Origin of the sequence: Rubrivirga halophila, from assembly GCF_046845755.1 — a bacterium.
Taxonomy (GTDB): Bacteria; Bacteroidota; Rhodothermia; order Rhodothermales; family Rubricoccaceae; genus Rubrivirga.
In genome coordinates, this window is record NZ_CP177357.1 from 2,720,324 (window position 1) to 2,740,586 (window position 20,263).

The 20,263-nt window shown below is 73.4% G+C and carries 16 protein-coding genes; 7 read left to right on the forward strand and 9 right to left on the reverse strand.

The window, feature by feature from the left end; genetic code table 11:
- Positions 1-10 precede the first annotated feature (10 nt).
- Together ACLIRP_RS12000 and ACLIRP_RS12005 are read right to left on the reverse strand one after the other, a co-directional pair.
- Positions 11-1,147 (reverse strand): helix-turn-helix domain-containing protein, encoded by a 1,137-nt coding sequence (locus ACLIRP_RS12000; RefSeq protein ID WP_412060691.1) that lies wholly within the window; start codon positions 1,145-1,147, stop codon positions 11-13.
- Between the two features lie 64 nt (positions 1,148-1,211).
- A complete protein-coding gene (locus ACLIRP_RS12005) occupies positions 1,212-1,652 on the reverse strand; it encodes a hypothetical protein (RefSeq protein ID WP_412060692.1) in 441 nt (146 codons plus the stop codon).
- Between the two features lie 307 nt (positions 1,653-1,959).
- Here ACLIRP_RS12005 and ACLIRP_RS12010 point away from each other — a divergent pair, with 307 nt between their 5' ends.
- Positions 1,960-3,741, forward strand: coding sequence for a sensor histidine kinase (locus ACLIRP_RS12010; protein WP_412060693.1), 1,782 nt, complete (start codon positions 1,960-1,962; stop codon positions 3,739-3,741).
- 27 nt (positions 3,742-3,768) lie between these two features.
- On the opposite strand, the gene ACLIRP_RS12015 is transcribed toward ACLIRP_RS12010, so the two are convergent.
- Together ACLIRP_RS12015 and ACLIRP_RS12020 are read right to left on the reverse strand one after the other, a co-directional pair.
- Positions 3,769-5,151, reverse strand: a complete 1,383-nt coding sequence (locus ACLIRP_RS12015) for an AAA family ATPase (RefSeq protein ID WP_412060694.1) — start codon at positions 5,149-5,151, stop codon at positions 3,769-3,771.
- An 8-nt stretch (positions 5,152-5,159) separates the two neighbouring features.
- Positions 5,160-5,390 (reverse strand): hypothetical protein, encoded by a 231-nt coding sequence (locus ACLIRP_RS12020; RefSeq protein ID WP_412060695.1) that lies wholly within the window; start codon positions 5,388-5,390, stop codon positions 5,160-5,162.
- A gap of 147 nt (positions 5,391-5,537) precedes the next feature.
- On the opposite strand from ACLIRP_RS12020, the gene ACLIRP_RS12025 reads away from it, so the two are divergent.
- The gene (locus ACLIRP_RS12025; RefSeq protein ID WP_412060696.1) at positions 5,538-5,855 is read left to right on the forward strand and encodes a hypothetical protein; all 318 of its coding nucleotides are present in this window, start codon (positions 5,538-5,540) and stop codon (positions 5,853-5,855) included.
- A gap of 38 nt (positions 5,856-5,893) precedes the next feature.
- On the opposite strand, the gene ACLIRP_RS12030 is transcribed toward ACLIRP_RS12025, so the two are convergent.
- From ACLIRP_RS12030 to ACLIRP_RS12040, 3 genes are all read right to left on the reverse strand, one after another.
- Positions 5,894-6,169 (reverse strand): GNAT family N-acetyltransferase, encoded by a 276-nt coding sequence (locus ACLIRP_RS12030; protein WP_412060697.1) that lies wholly within the window; start codon positions 6,167-6,169, stop codon positions 5,894-5,896.
- 113 nt (positions 6,170-6,282) lie between these two features.
- Positions 6,283-6,981, reverse strand: a complete 699-nt coding sequence (locus ACLIRP_RS12035; protein WP_412060698.1) for an SDR family oxidoreductase — start codon at positions 6,979-6,981, stop codon at positions 6,283-6,285.
- A 58-nt stretch (positions 6,982-7,039) separates the two neighbouring features.
- Entirely contained in the window at positions 7,040-8,752 is a 1,713-nt protein-coding gene (locus ACLIRP_RS12040) for a hypothetical protein (protein ID WP_412060699.1), read from the reverse strand.
- Between the two features lie 416 nt (positions 8,753-9,168).
- Here ACLIRP_RS12040 and ACLIRP_RS12045 point away from each other — a divergent pair, with 416 nt between their 5' ends.
- Complete coding sequence (locus ACLIRP_RS12045) at positions 9,169-10,401, forward strand: NAD(P)/FAD-dependent oxidoreductase (RefSeq protein WP_412060700.1); 1,233 nt, start codon at positions 9,169-9,171, stop codon at positions 10,399-10,401.
- 59 nt (positions 10,402-10,460) lie between these two features.
- Here the strand turns inward: ACLIRP_RS12045 and ACLIRP_RS12050 are convergent, their stop codons facing one another.
- Together ACLIRP_RS12050 and ACLIRP_RS12055 are read right to left on the reverse strand one after the other, a co-directional pair.
- The gene (locus tag ACLIRP_RS12050; protein WP_412060701.1) at positions 10,461-10,607 is read right to left on the reverse strand and encodes a hypothetical protein; all 147 of its coding nucleotides are present in this window, start codon (positions 10,605-10,607) and stop codon (positions 10,461-10,463) included.
- A 98-nt stretch (positions 10,608-10,705) separates the two neighbouring features.
- Positions 10,706-11,026 carry a hypothetical protein gene (locus ACLIRP_RS12055; RefSeq protein ID WP_412060702.1) on the reverse strand — a complete coding sequence of 107 codons (321 nt, stop codon included), beginning with the start codon at positions 11,024-11,026 and terminating at the stop codon, positions 10,706-10,708.
- Between the two features lie 181 nt (positions 11,027-11,207).
- Between ACLIRP_RS12055 and ACLIRP_RS12060 the strand changes: the two genes are divergently transcribed.
- The 4 genes from ACLIRP_RS12060 to ACLIRP_RS12075 all read left to right on the forward strand — a co-directional run bounded on the left by ACLIRP_RS12060 (position 11,208) and on the right by ACLIRP_RS12075 (position 20,263).
- Positions 11,208-12,881 carry an FAD-dependent oxidoreductase gene (locus ACLIRP_RS12060; RefSeq protein WP_412060703.1) on the forward strand — a complete coding sequence of 558 codons (1,674 nt, stop codon included), beginning with the start codon at positions 11,208-11,210 and terminating at the stop codon, positions 12,879-12,881.
- 404 nt (positions 12,882-13,285) lie between these two features.
- The gene (locus ACLIRP_RS12065) at positions 13,286-14,002 is read left to right on the forward strand and encodes a hypothetical protein (protein ID WP_412060704.1); all 717 of its coding nucleotides are present in this window, start codon (positions 13,286-13,288) and stop codon (positions 14,000-14,002) included.
- 520 nt (positions 14,003-14,522) lie between these two features.
- On the forward strand, positions 14,523-15,170 hold the full coding sequence (locus tag ACLIRP_RS12070; protein ID WP_412060705.1) for a hypothetical protein: 648 nt from the start codon (positions 14,523-14,525) through the stop codon (positions 15,168-15,170).
- Between the two features lie 119 nt (positions 15,171-15,289).
- Complete coding sequence (locus ACLIRP_RS12075; RefSeq protein ID WP_412060706.1) at positions 15,290-20,263, forward strand: CheR family methyltransferase; 4,974 nt, start codon at positions 15,290-15,292, stop codon at positions 20,261-20,263.

The following is a 20,263-nucleotide window of genomic DNA, read 5'->3' on the forward strand; positions in this document are numbered from 1 at the left end:
AAACAGTTTCTCAGACCGCCTCGGTGTGGCGCTGGCGGTACTGCGAGGGCGTCATCCCCGTGGTCCGCTTGAAGGCCGCGTTGAACGACGACTTGGCGTTGAACCCGGCGTCGAGGCCGATGGCGAGGACGGTCCAGTGCGCATACGCCGGGTCCGTCAGCCGCGCCTGGACGTCGGCGACGCGGTAGCCGTTGACGACCTCGTAGAAGGTCTGGCCGAGCTGGGTGCTCAAGACCTCGGTGAGGTTGTGCGGCGAGATGCCCAGGGCCTCGGCGAGGTCGGGGAGGGTGAGGTCGCCGCGGCGGTGCGGGTGCTCAGCCTCCATGAGCGCCCGGAGGGCGGCGGCGTGGCGGGCGGCCTCCTCGGGGCGCATCCCGGACCGCGCGTAGGCGGGCTCCGTCGGGATAGCGGCCGGCGCCTCGGGCCCCTCGTCCTCGGGCCGGCGCAGCCCGAAGTACCCCAGGGCGTAGACGAAGACGGTCACCGTGAGCAGCGTGAGGTCGTCGGTGACGCTGGCGTCGTCGAGGCCGACGGCGTCGGTGCCGCCGAGGACGTAGAACAAGGCCGAGGCCAGCAGCATCGCCAGGACGCCCGCCGTCAGGCCCCGGAGCCACCGCTGTGTCCCTGGGGATGCCCCGCCGCCCGCCCGCCGCACGCAGGCGACGATCAGCGCGAGGTACACCGAGCCGTGGACCAGCTTGAGCGGGTTGACGACGGCCATCGCCCGCGTCTGGAACGACAGGCCGGGGTCGAGCATCAGCGCCAGCTTCTCGGGGCCGGGCCGGAGGTAGAACGGGAGCAGGAACGCGACGAGGGCCAGGAACGGCACCGCGTGCCACGCATCCGTCCGCCGCAGCGCCGCGCTCGGCGAGGTCAGCGCCCGGACGTAGAGGTACAGGAGCGGCCCGTAGAGGAGCGCGATCGGTAGGTCGAGCCCGATCAGCGCCGGGTGCCGCGCGCTGGCGCCGGAGGCGTGGTAGACCGCCATCGCGAGGTCGGCCGAGAACACGAGCACGAAGGCCGCCAGCAGCCGGTGCGCGACGACCTGGCGCGGGCGGCTCGCCAGCACGGCGGCCAGGAACAGGCCCTGGGCCGCACCCAGGAGGTACAGCCCCTCCATCACGCGGCTGAACGTGGGGGCATCCATGCGGTCGGTCGGCGCGGGGCGGGCGGCGGCGGCAAGGTACCGGCGCGCCCCCTCTCGCTGGGTGCTACGGGTCGCTGGCGCCGTGCGCGGGGCCGCCCTCCGCCGGGGCCGCCAGCCACTCCGGAACGCCGGGTAGCCCGAGCCACCGGGCCCCCTCCTCCAGCGACCCGACGACCTCGACCGGCCGGCCGGCCTCCTCCACCAGCCGCCGGTACAGGTACCCGATGAGTTGGACGACCTCCCGGGTCATCACGAGGGCGACGCGCCCCGGGCCGATCCGCTCCGACTCGTCAATCTCCATCTCTGCGATCGCCGCCATCTCCTCCGGCCCCACGATGAACTCCTGGATCTGGCCGCAATCCCAGAACTCGTCGAAGCCCTCTCGCCAGTGCGGGTCGGCGTACAGCGCCTCGTTGGCCGAAGCGATGTCGGTGCCCGTCACGACGCCCGTCGCGCGGACCATGCCGAGCCGGAGGACGGGATCGACGCGCGAGAGGCAGGGCATGGCGGAGAAGGGAACGGTCGGAAGCGAGGGGCCTCCGCTCCGAGCGGTCCCCGCATACTCCGCCATCTGCCCCCCGATCCCTTTCCACCGTGATCACCGGACAGGAGCTCGTGGCGCGTCCCCGGAACGCCAGGGCCCCCGGTTGGAGCGCGCCGACCCGATCGCGCCGGGTTGGTACGCCGACGCCTGGGGTGGCGGGTCGGCGCCCCCCCGTCAGAGGCGCTCGGCTGGTGGCCGAGTCCTTTAACGACAGACCGTTAAGCGGATCTGGAGAGTGGCCGATGGAGAAAGCCCCTCTGCCCGGCTCATGCAGTCCCTCGTCTTCGTCGCGCTCACCCCGCTCGCGCTGCTCCTCATGGGGGTGGTCGGGGTCGTCTCCTGGCGGCGCCGGGAAGCGCCCGGCGCCTGGGGCCTCGTCGCGTTCTCGGCCGCGTCGGCCGGCTGGCTCGCGTGCGACGCGCTGAGCGTGCTGGCGCCGTCGCCCGAGGCGGCCCTCCGGATCGCCCAGGGGACGTTCGTGTGGGCCCCGCTGCCGGGCGTGGCCTGGTTCACGTTCCTGCTCAGTTACACCGGCCGGTTCGGCCCGGTCGCCCGCGCATCCGTGTGGGCCCTCTGCGTCTGGAGCCTGGGCTTCGGGGGCATGGCGCTCACGAACGAGGCCCACCAACTCGTCTTGGCGACCTGGGAGGTCGTCCCCGACGGCCCGTTCCTCGGGGTCCGGTACACGCTGGGGCCCGTCGCGTGGGCTCAGACCGCCTTCATGTGGGGGGCGATGATCGTCTCGCTCGCGGTGCTCGTCCGGGCCTACGCCAGCGGCACCCGCGACCGCACCCTCTCGTGGTGGATCGTGGCCGGCGCCGCGGTCCCGCTCGCCGTCAACGTGGGCCACATGCTCGGGGTGGGGACCATCGCGAAGGACTTCACGCCGATCGCGATGGCCGTCTCGTCCGGGGCGTTCGCGCTCGGGCTCGCGCGCTACCGCCTCCTCGACCTCCGGCCCATCGCGCGGGCGGCGCTCGTCGACGACCTCCGCGAGGGGATGCTCGTGCTCGACGCCCGCGGCGTGGTCGTGGACGCCAACCCCGCGCTCGGCCGGGTGCTCGGCGAGACCGCCGCCCTCCTCGGGCGCCCCCTTCACGAGACCGCCCCGGCCCTCGCCCACGCCATCGAGTCGGCGCCCGACGACACCTTCCGCCTCGACGACGGCCCCGACGCCCGCTACGTCGACCTCCGCGTCTCGCCGCTCACCGACCGGAGCGGCCTCCCCACCGGCCGGCTCGTCTTGCTCCACGACGTGACGCATCGCCGCCGCGAGAGGGCCGCGCTGCACCACGCCAACGCGGATCTCTACGACGCCAACGCCGAGCTCCAGGCCCGCAACGACGAGCTCGACGCGTTCGCTCACACCGTCGCCCACGACCTCAAAAACTCGATCCAGGGGATCGCGGGCTACGCCGAGATCCTGCGCGACGACGGCCCGGACCTCCCCGCCGACACGCACCGCCAGTTTGCCGACGGGGTCGTCGACGCCGCACACCGGATGGGCAACGTCGTGCACGAACTGCTCCTGCTGGCGGGCGTCCGCCAGGCCACCGTCGAGGTGGTGCCGGTGGCGATCGCGGCGACGGTCGAGGGCGCGCTCCGTCGCCTTCAGCCGACGCCGCTCGGGGCGCCCCTCTCCCCCCGGCTGCCCGACCGCTGGCCGGTCGCGGTCGGCCACGCGCCCTGGATCGAGGAGGTCTGGGTCAACTTCCTCTCCAATGCGGTCAAATATGGCGGCCCGACGGTCACGCTCGGTGCGGAGGTGACGGCCACGGGGCAGGCCCGGTACTGGGTCCACGACGACGGTCCCGGCCTCGCGCCTGAGGCCCAGGCGCAGCTGTTCGTCCCGTTCACGCGCGTCGGCTCGCTCGACGTGGAAGGCCACGGGCTCGGGCTCTCCATCGTCCGCCGGATCACCGAGCGGCTGGGCGGGACGTGCGGCGTCGAGAGCGGGCCGGGCGAGGGCACCCGGTTCTGGTTCGCCCTGCCGTGCGCCGACGCGGACGCTCGTGCCGACGAGGCCCTGGCCCAACTGGCGGCGGCCTAACACCGGCCCCATCGGGCCCGAGGGAGGCTACTCGGCCTCGTCGTCCGTGAGCGTGTACCGCTGCACCCGCTTCTCGATCGACTCCTCGGCGTCGCGCGCGCGGAGCTGCTCCAGGCGGACCGCCAGCCGCGCCTCGTAGCCCTGGTCGGACGGCTCGTAGAAGTACGTCCCCTGCATCCCGCCCGGGAGGTACTGCTCGGGCACGTAGTGGTCCTGGTAGGCGTGCGGGTACTTGTAGCCGACCCCGTGGCCGAGCCCCTTCTTGTCGCGCGAGCCGTCTTTGAGCGCGTTCGGCATGTCGGCCGTCTGCTCTTTCTCGACGTGCTCGAGTGCGCTGAAGAACGCGAAGCCGGAGTTTGACTTGGGCGCCGTCGCGAGGTAGACGCAGAGCTGGCCGAGCATAAAGCGGCCCTCCGGCATCCCAACCACCTCGAAGGCGCGCTGGCACGCGACGGCTTGGCGGACGGCGTTGGGGTCCGCCAGCCCGATGTCCTCACACGCGAAGATCAGCATCCGGCGGAGCACGAAGCGCGGGTCCTCGCCGGCGTAGATCATCCGGGCCATCCAGTACAGCGCCGCATCCGGGTCCGAGCCGCGCATCGACTTGATAAAGGCCGAGATCGTGTCGTAGTGGGCGTCGCCGTCCTTGTCGTAGAGCACGGCCCGGCGCTGGATCGACTCCTCGGCCACGCCCAGCGTCACCCGGACGACGCCCTCGGCATCCGCGTCGGTCGTCTCGACCGCCAGCTCGAGCGCGTTCAAGAGCGACCGCGCGTCGCCATTCGCGGTGCTGGCGAGGTGCGCGAGCGCGTCGTCGTCGATCTGGACGTCGAGCGTGCCGTACCCGCGCTCGGCGTCCGCAATGGCTTGCGCGGCGACCGCGCGCAAGTCGTCCTCGGACAGCGTCTGGAGCTCGAACACGCGGCTCCGCGAGACGAGCGCCTTGTTGACCTCGAAGTACGGGTTCTCCGTCGTCGCCCCGACAAAGACGACCGTCCCGTTCTCGACGTGGGGCAGGAGCGCGTCCTGCTGGGCCTTGTTGAAGCGGTGGACCTCGTCGACGAACAGGATGGTGCCCTGGCCGTGCAGGCGGAGCCGCTCTTGGGCGCCGGCCACCTGCTCGCGGATGTCCTTGACGCCCGCGAGCACAGCGTTGAGGCTGGCGAAGTGCTTGCGCGTCGTGTTGGCGATGATCCGGGCGAGCGTGGTCTTGCCGGTCCCGGGCGGGCCGAACAGGATCAGCGACGTGACGCGGTCGGCCTCGACGGCCCGGCGCAGGAGGGAGCCCGGCGCGAGCACGTGGCCCTGCCCGACGTATTCGTCGAGCGTGCGCGGGCGCATCCGGTCGGCGAGCGGGGCGGACTGGGCACGGCGCCGCACGGCGGCGGCCTCAAACAGATCGTCGGACATGCCGCAAGCTAGCGGGCCTCCGGCCCGTCTCGCGCCGCGTCGAGCGCCGCGACCAGGTCGGCGTCGTCGGCCTCGGCCCATCCGGGCGCCAGCGCCAGGCGCACTGACTGCTCGCCGCCGCTCGGCGTGGCCACGACCGGCACCGTATCGTCGTCGTCGCGCTCGGCGTCGGACCCGACGAGCGCTTCGGCCAGTGTCCACTCGGTGTCGTCGGGGCCGTGGATCGTGCGAGTCGTCATCGGCGTGCGCGCGTCGCGCGGGGGGCATCGGCGTACTCCGGGCCCCCGACACCGTTTCGCCACGGAGTCGACGACGGACTGCCGGCCGACCGTGATGGCCCGGCGACGCCGGCGCCCGACGTTTCGGCCTCACAGCCCCCCGGTGCCATGCGTCTCCTGCTCCCCCTCGCCGCCCTCGCCCTCGCCGTGCCCGCCTCGGCCCAGCCCGCGCCCACTCGGGCCGCCCGCGTCGCCCTCGACTGCCGCGAGCAGGTCTGGGACATTCGCGAAGACCGCCGCGACCGCGCCGAGGACCGCCGGGACCGCCGCGAGGACGTCCGCGACCGCCGGCACAACGGCGGTCTCCTCGACCGGATCGAGGACGCCGCCGACCGCCGGGAGGACCGCCGCGACCGGACCGAGGACGTGCGCGACCGTCGCGAGGACCGCCGCGACCGCCGCCACGGCCCGCGCGCCTGCAGCTAGCGCCCCTGGCTAACGGGGCGCCGCCGCGAGCCGGGCCGTCACGCCGCCAGCAGGTCTCGCTGGCCGGGGTGGTCCTCCAGATACGCCGCCACGAACGGGCACTGCGCGATCACCGCGTGCCCGTTGTCGCGCGCCCACGACAGCCCGGCCTCGACGAGCGCCGTCGCGACGTTCTCCCCCCGCGCGGGCTCCGGCACGAACGTGTGGACGAACGCGGCCGCATCGCCGCGCATCTCGTAGGCCAGCTCGGCCGCGCCGCCCTCCACGTCGGCGGTGAAGGTGTGGGCGTCGGCGTCGTGTCGGATGTCGGGCATCGGAGAGAGGATCGGAAGAGAAGAGGACCGGAGGACAGGAGGCGCAGGCCGCGCGCGAAAACGCCGGAGGCCATCGCACCGTTCAGTCCCCCTCTCGTCTACTCCTCCGCTCCTCAAATGTCCCCTGCGTCCGGGCGGATCAGGACCTCCTCCACGACGGTCCGGCCGGACAGCGTGGCCACCTCGACGGCGACGCGGGCGATGTCCTCGGGCGGAATAAAGCGGGCGTCGGGGAGGTCGGTGCCGTCCCACGAGCCCGTGCGTGTGGCGCCCGGCAGGAGCGTGGTGACGGAGACGCCCGTGCCGACGACCTCGGCGCGGAGCGCCCGCGCCAGCCCCAGCAGCCCGTGCTTGGCGGCCCCGTACGCCGCCCCGCCCGGGTACCCCCGGATGGAGGCGACCGACCCCATCATCAGCACGCGGCCGGACGCGCGCGCCAGCATCCCGGCGAGGAATGCGCGCGTGACCAGGAAGGCGCTGACGGTGTTGACCTCGAGCTGCTCGCGGAACGCCTCGGGCGTCGTCTCCAGGATCCCGCACGGCCGGAACAGGCCCGCGTTGTTGACGACCACGTCGGGCGTCCCCGCCCACCCGCGCACGGCCTCGGCCATCGCCTCGACGGCCGCGTCGTCGGTCACGTCGCAGACGAACGTTCGGGCCTCTCCCCTACCGCTGGCGCATTGCGCGGCGACCTCCGCGAGCGCCCCCGCGTCGCGCGCCACGAGGGCCACCTGCCAGCCCTTCTCCGCGAAGGCCCGGGCGACGGCGGCGCCGATGCCGCGGCTGGCGCCGGTGACGAGAACGAGAGGCATGGGAGCGGAAGAGCGGAAGGTGGCCGTCGCCAGCGCCGGGACGACAGCGTCGAGTCGTCTAAAAGTTGATCGGCAGTGTGACCGAGTTGTCGCCGCCGAGCGGGGCCACGAAGACGAGCCGGTCGATGCCGCGGACGACCTCGTCGCGGTAGAACACGACGATGCCGCGCCGGGCGGTCCCCGGCTCGGCCGATGGCCCAGACGGGCTCTGGCTCTCGGCGACCGACGTCGTGTAGCGCCGGCCGTCGCCGTCGACGACGTAGCCCTTGCGGGCGAAGCTCTCCCACGGCGCCCAGTTGCCGGTGTAGTCGATGGAGCGGACCGTGACCGAGAGCTGGACGCGTGTGCGGCCGGCGGGGTACGAGACGGCCACGTTCGTGACGCCGACCTCGAACCGGCTCCCGCCGCTCTCGCCCGTCCGGCGGACCTCGGTCGAGAACACGCGCGAGCCCGGGGCGGTGCTGTCGGCCCGGGTCGGCGGCGGCTCGAAGCGCTCGGTGCCCAGCGTCAGCCGGTAGTCGCCGCCGAGCGCCCGCGTTGAGTCCGGCCCACCGGAGGTCACCTCGAGGTAGTACTCGCCCGCGTCGACCTCGGCCTCGTACTCGACGGCGCGCGCGCCGGGCGCGTTGCGGTCTTCGGCCACGTCGGAGCGCCGGCGGCCGGCGATCGTCCACAGCCGGAACGCGGGGGGGAAGGCCTCTGCGTCGATGGCGATCGTGGCCCGCTGATCGTCGCCGACGCGGAACTTGTAGGTGTCGACGTAGCGGCCGTTCTCGACCCAGCTGTCGTCGCCGAGCGTGCCGGTCTGAGTGCCGCCGTCGGCGCGGACGTCGCGGATGGGGACCGTCCGAGCGTCGAGCGCGAACGCCCCGCCGGCGCCGGGCTCCTCGGAGGTCACGATCAGGCGGTAGGCGGCGTCCCAACCGGGGAGGTAGCGGAGCACGACGCCGTGCAAGCTGTCGCCCCGGGAAGAGCGCTCCACCGAGCGCCACGCGCCGCGGACCTCGCCGTTGGGGCCCAGCAGGTGCACGCGCGGCACGAACGCCGACGACACCACGCGGACGACGACGGGCAGGTCGGACCCCGCCGCGATCCCGTAGGTCCGCTCATACCGCCCGGCCCGGAGCGGCCCCGCCGCGAGCGTGTCGAGGCGGGCCGCGTCGTCGACGTAGACTGAGTCGGCCGGGCCGGCCGGCACGACGGCCAGTTCGTAGCGGCCCGTCGCCCGGGGCCGCCGCGAGGTCACGACGACGACGAACCGGCCCGGCCCCTGCAGCCCGTCGATCTCGGCGCGCGTGGCGGTGCGGAGCAGGTTCGAGGCCGCGACCGTCCGGCCGTCCGGCAGCTCGACGGCGAGGTCGGGCGCGAAGTCGTCGGACGTGACCAGGATCGAGAACGCGACGCTGTCGGCCGTGTGGACGTAGTAGTCGGCAAAGCGGTCGTCGGCGCGCTCGGCGTCGCCGGGGCCGAGCGCGTCGGCGGCGGGCTCCAGCGTGAGCGTCTCCGGGGCCAGGCTCCGCATCAGCGCCCACTGCGCGCGCGCGCGCGCGGCCTCGGCGAGGACCTCCTCGTCGCTCGGCCCCTCCGTCGCCTCGATGACGCGCGGCAGGACCGGCCACACGCTGAACGCGAGCACGGTCAGCGCCAGCACCCAGCGCACCGGCGCAGGCGCGGTGCGCCAGCGGGCGGCGAGGTGCCGGCGGAGCGAGGGCTCGCGCTCGGGCGCCGGGGAGGCCGGGGCGGGCCGGTCGGGGGTGGCGGGGGGAGGCACGGGGGGGACGGCCGCAGAGGGCCGTCAAGATAGGCGCCGCCCCCGCCGATTCCGGGGGCTTGCGGGCGCCCCGTAGAGCGTGCGCTCGCGGACCCGCTCGCGCCCGCAGACGGAGGAGACCTCTGGGCGAACCTCCCAGACGGGCACAGCGCCAGCAGGGGGCTCGCGCCAGCCCGGCTCACCACCCCCTGCCCCCCTCCACGCAAGCGGGATCCGAGACCTCATCCGAGGAGGGGGGACTCCGCGAGCGAGGCCGCAGCTGACGACGAGCGAGGCGCTAGGAACAGAGGCGCCAGGAACGGAGCCCCCCCCCTCGGATGAGGGGGGGCGGCCGGCAGGCGGGGGGTCCCGGGGCTCGCGCCGGCCGGTCGGCTGGCGCGGCAGGATCGGCGCCGCCGACCGCTCGTTCGGGGCCCATGTCCGATTCCTCCCCCGACGTCCTCGTCGTCGGCGGCGGCGCGGCCGGCCTGACCGCCGCCATTTTCGCCGCCCGCGCCGGCGCCCGCACCGTCCTCCTCGAAAAGACCCGCAAGGGCGGCAAGAAGATCGTCGTCTCCGGCGGCGGCCGGTGCAACGTGCTGCCCTCGGCGCTCGACGAGCGGCTGTTCGTGACCGGCTCCTCGCGGCGCGTGATGGGCCGGATCCTGGCCTCGTGGCCGCTGGCCGAGCAGCGGGCCTTTTTCGAGCACGACCTCGGCGTGCCGCTCGCGCTCGAGCCCGAGACCGGCAAGCTGTTCCCCGCCTCGAACCGCGCCACCGACGTCCGCGACGCGCTCGTCGACGCCGCCCGCGCCGCGGGCGCCGACCTCCGGTTCGACACCGACGTCGCCCGCCTCAAACGCTCCGCCAGCGGGTGGACGGCGCGGCTCCGCGACGGGGCCGAGATCACCGCGCCCGCTGCGATTGTGGCGACCGGCGGGCTGTCGGTCCCCAAGACCGGCAGCGACGGGTTCGGGCTGCGGCTGGCGGAGGCGCTCGGGCTGGCCGTCGAGCCCGTGTACCCGGCGCTCGCGCCGCTCACCGCCGAGCCCGCCCCGCACGCCGACCTGTCGGGCGTGTCGGTGCCCCACGCCCAGGTCCGGGTGCCCCAGGGCAAGGGCGCGTTTGCCACGTCGGGCGGGTTTCTGTTCACGCACCGCGGCTACAGCGGCCCCGCTGTCTTGAACGTCTCGCACCTCACCGCACTCGGCGCTGCCGCCGACGCCCGCCCGCCCGTCCTCGTCGGCTGGGACGACACCTCTCCCGAGGCGTGGACCGATACGCTCACCGCCCCCGGCCCCGGGCTCGTGCTCACCGCCCTGCGCGCCGCGCTCCCCACCCGCCTGGCCGACCGCCTGCTCGCGGACGCGGATGTGCCCGCCGACCGCGCCCGCGCCGACTTGCGCCGCGACGAGCGGATCCGACTGGTCGCCGCGCTGACCGCCTACGAGCTGCCGTGGACCGGCGACGAGGGCTACAAAAAGGCCGAGGTCACCGGCGGCGGCGTCCGCTTGGGCGAGGTCGACACGAACACGTTGGAGAGCCGGGCGCACCCCGGCCTCTACGTCGCCGGAGAGCTGCTCGACGCCTTCGGCCCCATCGGGGGCTACAACTTCTACTGGGCCTGGGCGACCGGGCGGCTGGCGGGGCTCGGAGCGGCGCGCGCCTGAGTTCTGGCCTCGACCTAAAAATATCGGCCCCGCCGGCGCGTACCGGCGGGGCCGAGCGGCTACATCCGCATAAACGACACGACGACGGCGAGAACGCCCAGGAGGATCAGCCCGGTGAGGATGACGAAGGGCATGAAGCCCCCGGTGCCGGACGGACCGGGCGTGGAGGTGGGATGGCCCGCGAGCGGGCGAGACGACGTGGACATAGGAGTGGTGTCAGGAGGAAAAGCGAGGGGGCGCCCGGAGGGTCCGGGCAGGGGAAAACCGGGGCCGACGCCCCGCCGCACGACCGCGGCCCTCGCTCTCACAACCGCAACACCTGCGTCCGCGCGCTCGGGCGGACGTCCCGTCGGGTCGGCGTCCAGACGCCTGCCGCCCGCGCCTCGCGGTGCGGACGGGTGGCGCCACGCCGGTGTGCCCTCGCCCCGTGCGGCGTCGGGCGGGCTTCCTCGGTCGCCCCCGCCAGCACCGCGCCCGATCCGGGGGCGAGGGCGGCGGAGCCGGGGTGCGTCGTCCGACCCACCTGCTCGCCGTCGAGGGGTGCGGCGCCCGCCGGCACGCCCGCCGACGCCGGCGCGACCGCGCAAGCGAGGAGGGCAGCGAGCAGGCCGAGGCGGACGAGCATCCGGGAAACGCTAGGGCGGCGCGAGCAGACCGGCCGTGCCACGCCCTCCCCGACCGTCCGTTCCCCGCCCCGCGCGCGAAGAAAACGCGCGCCCGGCGGCCCTCCGCCGCCGAGTCGCATCGGGAACCCACCGAGCCCGCTCCCCCGGCGAACCGCCCCCCGCGGCCGGCGTCCCAGCGCCATGCCCGACCGCCCCGACCAGCCGACCTTCTCGCCCGACCAACTCGACCGGCTGGCCCGCGTCGGGACCGAGCGCGCCGTCGAGGCCGGCGAGATCCTGTTCCGCGAGGGCGACCCCGGCTACGACTTTTTCGTCGTGCTCGACGGCGCCGTCGCGGTCTACGCCGACCCCGACTGCGAGCGGGCGATCACGTCGGAGCCGCTCGGGCCCGGGCGGATGCTGGGCGAGATGGGGCTGCTTCTCGGCGAGAGCGTCTTCGCGACGGCCCGCGTTGAAGCGCCCGGCCGCGTGCTCCAGGTGCCGGCCGAGGCGTTCCGTGACCTGCTCGCCCGCGACACCGACCTCGCCGAGACCATTCTGAGCGCCTTTGCCGCCCGGCGCGGCAAGGTGGCCGAGGGCGCCTCCGGCCTCACGCTCGTCGGCGCCCAGACCGACCCCGAGGCCGTCCGCCTGGCGGAGTTCGCGCGGCGCAACTACCTCCCCCTCCGCTGGCTCACGCCCGACGACGCCGAGACCGCCGAGGTGCTCGCGCGCGCCGGCCGCGACGCCGCGCCCGAGGGCCCGGTCGTGGTGTGGGGGACCGAGACCGTGCTCGACGCGCCGAGCAACCTGGAGCTGGCCCAAGCCGTCGGCATCGTCGGCGAGATGCCCGAGAGCGAGACGGCCGACCTGGTCGTGATCGGGGCCGGGCCCGCCGGGCTCGCGGCGGCCGTCTACGGCGCGTCCGAGGGGTTGAGGACCGTCGTGGTCGACGAGGTCGGGCCGGGCGGCCAGGCCTCGTGGTCGTCGCGCATCGAGAACTACCTCGGCTTCCCCGCGGGCATCTCGGGCACCGACCTCGCCACGCGCGCGACCGTCCAGGCCCGCAAGTTCGGCGCCTGCCTCGCCACGCCCCGCCGCGCGACCGGCCTCGGCCGCGACGGCGACGCCTACACGGTCGCCCTCGGGTCCGGGCCCACCTTGCGCGGCCGGACCGTCCTGATCGCGACGGGCGCCCACTACAACCGCCTTCCGCTCCCCAACCTGCGTCGCTTCGAGGGCGCGGGCATCTACTACGCGGCGACCGAGATGGAGGCGCGCGGGTGCGACCAGCGGACCGTCGTCGTGGTCGGCGGCGGCAACTCGGCCGGGCAGGCCGCGATGTTCCTGTCCGAGCGGGCCTCCGTCCTCTTGGCCGTCCGCGGCGACGACTTGCGCGCGAGCATGAGCAGCTACCTCGCCGACCGCATCGAGGCGTCCGACGCCATCGACCTCCGGATGCAGACCGAGGTGACGGCGCTCCACGGCGACGGCTCCGACCACGAGGCGCTTGCGGCCGTCGACGTGACGACCGGCGGCGAGACGGAGCGCGTCGAGACGCCGGGCCTGTTCGTCTTTATCGGCGCCAGCCCGTGCACCGACTGGCTCCAGGGCGACGGCGAGGATCGCCTGGGCGTGGCGCTCGACGCCAAGGGCTTCGTGCTCGCGGGCGCGGACGTGCCCCCAGAGTGCCTGCCCGAGACCTGGGGCGACGCCCGGCCGAGCACGTTTGAGACCTCGCTCCGGGGCGTGTTCGCCGTCGGCGACGTGCGGTCGGGCTCGACGAAGCGGGTGGCCGGGGCGGTCGGCGAGGGGTCGGTCGCCGTCAAGGCCGTCCACACCCGGCTGGCGGCGCCCCGCCCCGAGCCCGGCTGACCTCGTGCACCCCAGACCGGGGTCGACAAGCAGCCCAAAAACTTCCATAGAGGCAGGTGGGAACGGTGCCCCAACGGAGACACCAGGCAAATCGAGAAAGTCTTTGTGCCCACGTCGGGCCATGCTACTTTGATACGTCTTGCCTACGGGGTTCACCCTCTCACCTGCGACACCCCACGGACCACGCCTCTTAGATCTCTCACTGTTGGCCCCCCGATGGGTACTGTCCCTTTTGACGTCGATAGTGGTGAGAGCACGCCAATCATCTGGGACTACGTAGACAGACAGAGTTGCGGCGAGCGGAGCCACACCGATCGGAACGCTCGAGCTGACCGGTCCCCCAGTACCGATCACGCGCGCCGGTCCGATACCGCTGCCGTTCACCTGAGCCGAGCCTAAACCCGATGGCCGTAGGACTCTTCCTCTTTTCCCTGATCGCTCTCCTCTACGGGCTTTTCGATCCCGACGGCGTGCTCCCAACTGCTCTCGGGCACCCAAGCCGAGGAAAGGTGCTCGCTGTCTACGGTGGCCTCCTCCTTCTGACCGGGGTGTCCATGGGTCCTGAGACCGCCGAGCCCCCGTCCAACGTCCAGATAGCCGGCGATTTCGACGCGGAACGGGAGGTGGTCGCCCCCGACCTCTGGCCTGGTGGAGCCGCAGCCCGAGACAGCACGTTCACCCAGCTCGCCAGCCTCATTTCGGCCAGTCGCTTCGCCGAAGTGCAAGATCAGGCCCGCGCGCTCGCTGCCGAACCCTACGCTGCAGAGTGGGCCGACTCCCTCCGATCCATTGGTAACCAGGCCGAGGAGGAGGCCATGTACGCTCAGGCGCAGTCGCTCCCAGGGTCAGAGTTGGAGCGCAACCGCGACGCCTACCGCGAGCTCGCTGAGATGTACCCGCGCTCACCTCGTCTGGCGCTCTACGCTAGCAAGCGAGACTCGTACGCCCAGCGCGTCGTCGACCGCGACGCGGCACGGCTGGCCGCCCGCACACGTGCGGCCTCAAGGCCCGCGCGGCGGTCTCGGTCATGCTGCAAGTACTGCTCAGCGGGCAAGCCCTGTGGAGACTCCTGCATCTCTCGGTCTTACAACTGCAACAAAGGCCCTGGCTGCGCCTGCTAACTCCTGACCGTCCTTGCTCTGCCCTAGCGAGTCCGGGGACGGCGCCAGCAGGGCTCAGGACCCCTCCGCTGCCTGTCCGGACGAGTCGCCCTGACCCTGGCACCGCCTTCCAGAGGCCCCGTACTGCCGTTCCCGGCACCCGGACGCCGTTCCCGAGGCCCGTACCGGTTTCCCGAGGCCCGTACCGCGTTCCCGACACCCGTACCGGGCCTCCCCGACCGTCCGGACAGCCCCGCCAGCAGGCGAACCAGCCTTCCTGAGCCTGAAACCGGCGCTCCGTCACGCCGGACCGGCCGCCCGCACGCCCCGTACCGTCGCGCCGACCGTCCGGACCGGTTTTCCGGCATCCGTACCACGTTCCTGAGGCCCGTACCGGCTTCCCGAGGCCCGTACCGAGCCGCCCGGGCGTGCGTACTCGTGTCCCATCCCCGGCACGACTGACGCATCATTTTGCACGCGGACTGCCGAGCGTAAAGCCCGATCCCCTAAGCTGGCGGTGTCCGCTCGACACCCCACACCGATGCCCGAGTCCATCGACAAGCAACTGAACGACACCCGCGTCCGGCTGGTCAACGCCAAGACCGACGCCGCGCTCCAGGAAAAGCTGGCGCCGCGCGGCTACACGCCCGAAAAGCTCGACGAGGGCCTGGCACTCTACAAGACCGCCGCCGACGCCCAGGACACGCTCCAAAAAGAGGGCGGTGAGCAGGAGGCAGCTACCGACGCGTTCACCGAGGCACACAAGACCTGCCGGGAGCTGTACGACCCTCACGTCGGCTACGCCCGCGTCTTGTTCGATGGCGACCGCGAGGCCCGCAAGGCGCTCGGCTTCTCCGGCCGCCGCAAGCGGTCCACGGCCGGGTGGATCCGCCAGGCCCAGCAGTTCTACGCCAACGCCCTCGCCGACCCCGACTACGTCGCCAAGTTTGCGGGCATCTCGATCCCGCAGACCGAACTCGAAGACGGGCAGGCACGAGCCGCCGCCGTCGCCGCAGCGGACGAGACGCAGGAGCGCGAAAAGGGCGACGCCCAGCGCGCCAAGGACAAGCGCGACCAGGCGCTCGACGCCCTCGACGACTTTATGGACCCCTTCCTCGGCATCGCCCGCGTGGCCCTCGCCGACGACCCGCAGCTGCTGGAGAAGCTGATGATCCGAGCGCCCTCCTGACGCCGACCGGGGCGCCGCGACCTCGCGGCAAACGGCCGCAAGCGTAGGGGAATCACGGAGGAGAACGGCCAGACGGGGCCTGTACCTTGGTGGCTCCCCCTCCCGCCGTGCCGCCGCACATGTCCGCCCCTCCCCCTGACGACGACGGCGACGAGGTCGGCCCCGGCGCCCCGCACGGCTCCGACATCGACGGGATCGCCGGGGAGGCCCCGCCCGGCGTCGACACGTTCCCGGTCGTCGGGATCGGCGCCTCGGCCGGCGGGCTCCGCGCCTTCCAGGAGTTTTTCAGCGCACTCCCAGCCCAGCCCGGGATGGCGTTCGTGCTCGTCCAGCACCTGTCCCCGGACCACGAGAGCGCGCTCGCGGAGCTGATCCAGACGCGCACCCAGATGACGGTCGCCCAGGTGGACGACCACCCGGACGTCGAGGCCAACTGCGTCTACGTGATCCCGCCCGGCCGGCACCTCGAGATCGAGGACGGCCACCTCCAGCTCGTCGAGGCTCGGCGCGACCGGGGCCGGCCGGCGGCCATCGACCACTTTTTCCGGACGCTCGCCGAGGACATGGGCGACCGCGCCGTGTGCGTCGTCCTGTCGGGGACGGGCTCCGACGGGTCGCTCGGGCTCAAGGCCGTCAAGGAGCGGGGCGGGCTGGCGATGGCCCAGGCGCCCGACGACGCCGAGTACGACGGGATGCCCGGGAGCGCGCTCGCCACCGAACTCGTGGACGTGCAGGGGACGGCGGCCGAGTTGGCCGAAAAGCTCGTCGCCATCCGCAATGCCTCCAATCGGCTGACCGTCCCGGCCGCCCCCGACGACCCACTCGTCGAGGACGACCACCAGGCGCTCCAGGCCATCTTCGCGCACCTCCGCGAGCGGACGGCCCACGACTTTTCGGACTACAAGCGGACCACGATCCTGCGCCGGCTCGCGCGGCGGCTCCAGATGACCGGCCAGCCCGGGCTCCCCAGCTACGCCGCCTACCTCCGATCCGACCCCGGCGAGGTCCAGGCGCTCCTGCGCGACTTCCTGATCTCGGTCACCCAGTTTTTCCGCGACTCCGAGGCGTTCGAGGCGCTCCAGGCCGAGGTCGTCCCGGCGCTGTTCGAGGGGAAGGGCCGGCACGACCAGGTCCGCGTCTGGGTGGCCGGGTGCGCGACCGGCGAGGAGGCGTACTCGATCGCGATGCTGCTGTGCGAGTACAAGGACCGGCTCGCCGACGGGCCCGACATCCAGGTGTTCGCGACCGACATCGACGACGACGCGCTCGACCGGGCGCGCGAGGGGGTCTACTCCGAGATCGTCGCGGCCGACGTGTCGGCTGAGCGGCTCCAGCGGTTCTTCCAGGTCGAGGGCGACGCCGTCCGGGTGAAGCCCGAGATCCGCCAGATGGTGCTGTTCGCGCGGCACAACCTGCTCTCGGACCCTCCGTTCTCGCGGCTCGACCTGGTGGCCTGCCGGAACGTGCTGATCTACTTCAACCGGTCGGTCCAGGAGCGCGTCTTCGCGACGTTCCACTACGCGCTCCACCCCGAGGGCTGGCTGTTCCTGGGCGCCGCCGAGGGCCCGGCCTTGCTGTCGAAGGGGTTCGCGGCGGTCGACAAGCCGGCGCGCATCTACCAACGCCGGGGAGGGGCCGCCCCGCCCCGCCTCCCGTTCGCGGGCGGCGGCGACGGGCGCAAGGGGGCGGCCCCGCGCGCGCGCCCCGCCGACCCGCCCATCGAGGGCGTCGTCGAGCGGTACCGCGACTGGACGCTCGACCAGTACGCCCCGCCGCGGCTTCTGGTCGACGAGCACTACGACGTGACGCACGTCTTCGGGACCGCGGGCGACTACCTCCGCGACCGCGAGGGCCCGGTCTCGCAAAACGTGGTCGACAAGGTGCTCCGCGTGCTCCGGGTCGACCTCCGGGCCGCGCTCTTCCGGGCGTTCTCGTCCGGCGAGCCGACCGACAGCCGGTTCCACCGCGTGGTCGTCGGCGGGCGCGAGCGGGTCGTCCGGCTCCACGTCGGGCGCGTCGGCGGGGCGGCCGCCCAGGACGGCCAGGCCGAGGTCGTCTTTATCGAGCTCGACCCCGAGACCGTCGCCTCGCTCGGCGCCGTCGTCGCCGAGGCCGGCGACGGCGACGGCCTGGTCGACGGCCGGGCCCTCGCCCAGCTCGAGCAGGAGCTCCACCAGACCCGCAAGCAGCTCCAGCAGACCATGGAGGAGGGCGAGGTCGCCACCGAAGAGCTCAAAGCGTCCAACGAAGAGCTCCAGTCGATCAACGAGGAGCTCCAGTCGACGACCGAGGAGCTCGAGACCTCGAAGGAGGAGCTCCAATCGACCAACGAGGAGCTCCGGACGGTCAATCAGGAGCTCAAGAACAAGGTCGACGAGCTGCTCCGGTCGAACGCCGACCTCCAGAACCTGATGGCGTCGACCGACATCGCGACGCTGTTCCTCGACCGCGAGCTCCGGCTCACGCGGTTCACGCCGCGGGCGGCCGACGTCTTCCACGTCATCCCGCCCGACCTCGGCCGCCCGCTCGACCACCTCGCCCACCGCTTGCGCAGCGGGGGCGTCGTCGAGGTGGCCCGCCGCGTGCTCGACACGCTGGTCCCGGAGGACTGGGAGGTCGACGCCGATGACGGCCAGCACTACCGCGCCCGCGTCCTCCCCTACCGCACCCCCGACGACCGCATCGACGGGGTCGTGCTGACGTTCGTCGACGTGACGGCGCTCAAGGACGCGCTCGACGAGGGCGAGCGCCGGGCCCGCCAGCAGGCGGCCGTCGCCGCGCTCGGCGTGGCCGCGCTCGACGGGACCCCGCTGGACGAGCTCTTCGCGCTCGCCGCCGCGAGCGCCGCCAAGATCTTAGACGCCGACTTTGCCAAGGTCCTGCGCCACCGGCCCGAGCACGGCGACTTGATCCTGGAAGCGGGTGTCGGCTGGGCCGACGGGCTCGTCGGGGTCGGGACCGTCCCGGACAACGTGGGCTCGCAGGCCGGCTTCACGCTGCTCGCCGTGGCGCCGGTCGTCGTGCCGGACCTCGCGGCGGAGACGCGGTTTACCGGCCCGCCGCTCCTCCACGACCACGGCGTTCAGAGCGGGGTGAGCGTCCCGATTCACGGCGCCAACGGCGCGTGGGGCGTGCTCGGCGTCCACAGCCGGGTCGCCCGCTCGTTCGCCGACGACGACGCCCAGGCCGTCCAGTCGCTGGCGAACGTGGTCGCCGACGCGATCCGCCGCGCGGCCGACGAGCGGACGATCGACGAGCAGCTCGCCGAGATCGAGGCCATCTACGGGACGGCCCCGGTGGGCCTGGCCTACATGGACCAGGAGCTCCGCTACCGCCGGATCAACACGCGCCTCGCCGAGATCAACGGGCTCCCCGTCGAGGAGCACATCGGCCGGCAAGGCTCGGAGCTGTTCCCCCTCCTGGCCGACGTCGTGGAGCCGATCCTGCTCGAGATCCTGGAGACGGGCCAGGCCGTCGAGGACGTCGAGTTCCAGGGCGCCACGCTCCGCGACCCCGACGACCTCCGGGACTGGCTGAGCAGCTACGTCCCCGACGTCGGCGCCGACGGCGCCATCCACGGCGTGAGCGTCGTCGTCCGCGACATCACCGACCGCAAGCGGGCCGAGGCCGATCGCGTCGCGGCGCTCGCCGACCTCGACTTCGTGCTCGACAGCGTCGAGGTCGGCGTGTGGTCGATGGACGTGGCGACCGAGGCGTACCGGCTCGACGACCGCACGCTGCAGATCACCCGGCTGTCGCTCCCGCTCCTGTTCGAGGACGCGATGGACCGCGTTCACCCCGACGACAGGGCCGAGATCACGACGCAGCTCCAGGCGGCGATGAGCGGCGGCCCCGACGGCCCGGCCTATGTGTTCAACGTCCGGCTTCGGGGCGACGACGACATCGTCCGGTGGATCGAGGTCCGGGGCCGCTTCCTCCCGGACCAGGGCGCGCAGGGCACGTTGTCGGGCATCGTCTACGACACGACGCCGCTGCACGAGGCGCGCGAGGCGGCCCGCCAGCGGCTCAGCGAGATCGAGGCGTACTTCCGGTCGATCCCGCTCGTCGTCTCGGTCCTCGACCTCGACGGCCGCTACCTCCGCGTCAACGACGAGGCGGTTGCGTTCACCGGCCTCCCGGCCGAGGCCCTCATCGGCCAGCGCGCGGCCGACCTGTTCCCGGATCACGCGCGGCTCACCGATCCGCTCATCGCGTCCGTCGTCGCGACGGGCGAGCCCCAACTGGGCGTGCCCGTCCGGGCCGCCGCGCCCAGCGCCCCGGACGTGATCCGCCACTGGCTCCTCTACGTCCACCCCGTCGTCGACGAGGGCGCCATCGTCGCCGTCACCGTCGGGGCCCAGGACATCACCGACCTCCGCCGGGCGCAGGACGAGCTCCGCGCGCTGACGACGGACCTGGAGGCCCGCGTCGAGGCCCGGACCGAGCAGGTCCGCGGGCTCGCCGTCGAGCTGAGCCGGGCCGAGGAGGCCGAGCGCGAGCGGATCGCCGACCTCCTGCACGACGACCTCCAGCAGACGCTGTTCGGGGTCCAGGTCCAGACCAAGCTGCTCGCCGACGCGCTCGGCGACGCCGACGGGCCGGCCGCCGAGCTCCTCGGGCAGGCCCGGACCATGCTCGCCCAGGCCATCCACTCGGCGCGCACGCTGTCGGCCGAGTTCAGCCCGCCCGTCGCGAGCGACGAGGGGTTCACGGCCTCGCTGACCTGGCTCGCGCACCGCGTCGAGGAGGCGCACGGGCTGAGGGTCGCGGTCGAGGGCCCCGACGACCTCGTCGTCGGCCCCGACCTCCGGGTGCTCTTGCTGCGGTCGCTCCGCGAGCTCCTGTTCAACGTCGCCAAGCACGCCGCGGTCGACCGCGCCACGATCCAGCTGTCGGAGGCCGACGGCGAGGTCCGGGTGGAGGTGATCGACGAGGGCGCCGGGTTCGACCCGTCCGAGGCCGACCGGGTGCGGCGGGGGCTCGGGCTCGAGAGCATCCGCCGGCGGCTCTCGCTGGCGGGCGGGCGGATCGAGGTGACGTCGACGCCCGGTGCCGGGACGCGCGTCGCGCTGGCGGCCCCGTCCGCCGCGTAG